Raw genomic sequence first — 1294 nt, 5'->3', positions numbered from 1 at the left:
GGTTTCTGAAGTCGCTGCCTTCGCGTCTGGGCATGGTCCTGGACATGACGCTGCGGGACATCGAACGCGTGCTGTACTTCGAAGCATACGTCGTGACCGATCCGGGCATGACGCCGCTCAAGAAGTGCCAGATCATGTCGGAAGACGACTACGCCGCCAAGTACGAAGAGTACGGCGACGACTTCACCGCCTTCATGGGCGCCGAAGGTATCCGTGAACTGCTGCGCTCGATCGACATCCACCGCGATGCCGAAGCCCTGCGCGTGGAACTGAAGGAATCGAAGTCCGAAGCGAAGATCAAGAAATACGCCAAGCGCCTCAAAGTGCTCGAGGCATTCCAGCGTTCGGGTATCAAGCCGGACTGGATGATCATGGAAGTGCTGCCAGTGCTGCCGCCGGAATTGCGTCCGCTGGTACCGCTCGACGGCGGCCGCTTTGCAACGTCCGACCTGAACGACCTGTATCGCCGCGTCATCAACCGTAATAACCGCCTGAAGCGTCTGATGGAATTGCGCGCGCCGGAAATTATTACGCGTAACGAAAAGCGCATGCTGCAAGAAGCGGTCGATTCGCTGCTGGACAATGGCCGGCGCGGTAAAGCGATGACCGGCGCCAACAAGCGTCCGCTCAAGTCGCTGGCTGAAATGATCAAGGGTAAGGGCGGCCGTTTCCGTCAAAACTTGCTGGGTAAGCGCGTCGACTATTCGGGCCGTTCCGTCATCGTCGTTGGTCCTCAGCTCAAACTGCACCAGTGCGGCTTGCCGAAACTGATGGCGTTGGAACTGTTCAAGCCATTCATTTTCAACAAGCTCGAACTGATGGGTCTGGCAACGACGATCAAGGCCGCTAAGAAATTGGTCGAGATTCAAGAGCCGGTCGTGTGGGACATCCTGGAAGACGTGATCCGTGAACACCCGGTCATGCTCAACCGCGCGCCTACGCTGCACCGCCTTGGTATCCAGGCTTTCGAGCCGGTCTTGATTGAAGGCAAGGCCATCCAGCTACACCCACTCGTCTGCGCCGCGTTCAACGCCGACTTTGACGGTGACCAGATGGCTGTCCACGTCCCGCTGTCGATCGAAGCACAGATGGAAGCGCGCACGCTGATGCTGGCGTCGAACAACATCCTGTTCCCGTCGAACGGCGAGCCGTCGATCGTTCCTTCCCAGGATATCGTGCTCGGTCTGTACTACGCGACCCGCGAAGCGATCAACGCCGGACATGCCATGCTCCTGACTGACAAGGATGTTTTCGAGCGCGACCCGCAACGCCATTTCGGCGGCCTGCACCGCTT

General features: G+C 58.7%; 1 pseudogene. It reads left to right on the top strand.

Annotation, left to right across the window (positions count from 1 at the left end):
* Positions 1-1294: pseudogene (locus ACP7BV_RS27010) on the top strand (DNA-directed RNA polymerase subunit beta'); the annotation flags it as partial.

It is taken from the genome of Massilia sp. TSP1-1-2, assembly GCF_049896185.1.
In the GTDB taxonomy this organism is placed as follows: Bacteria; Pseudomonadota; Gammaproteobacteria; order Burkholderiales; family Burkholderiaceae_D; genus Telluria_A.
The sequence above is the reverse complement of the archived record's forward strand: the minus strand, read 5'-3'. Positions and strand labels throughout refer to the sequence as shown.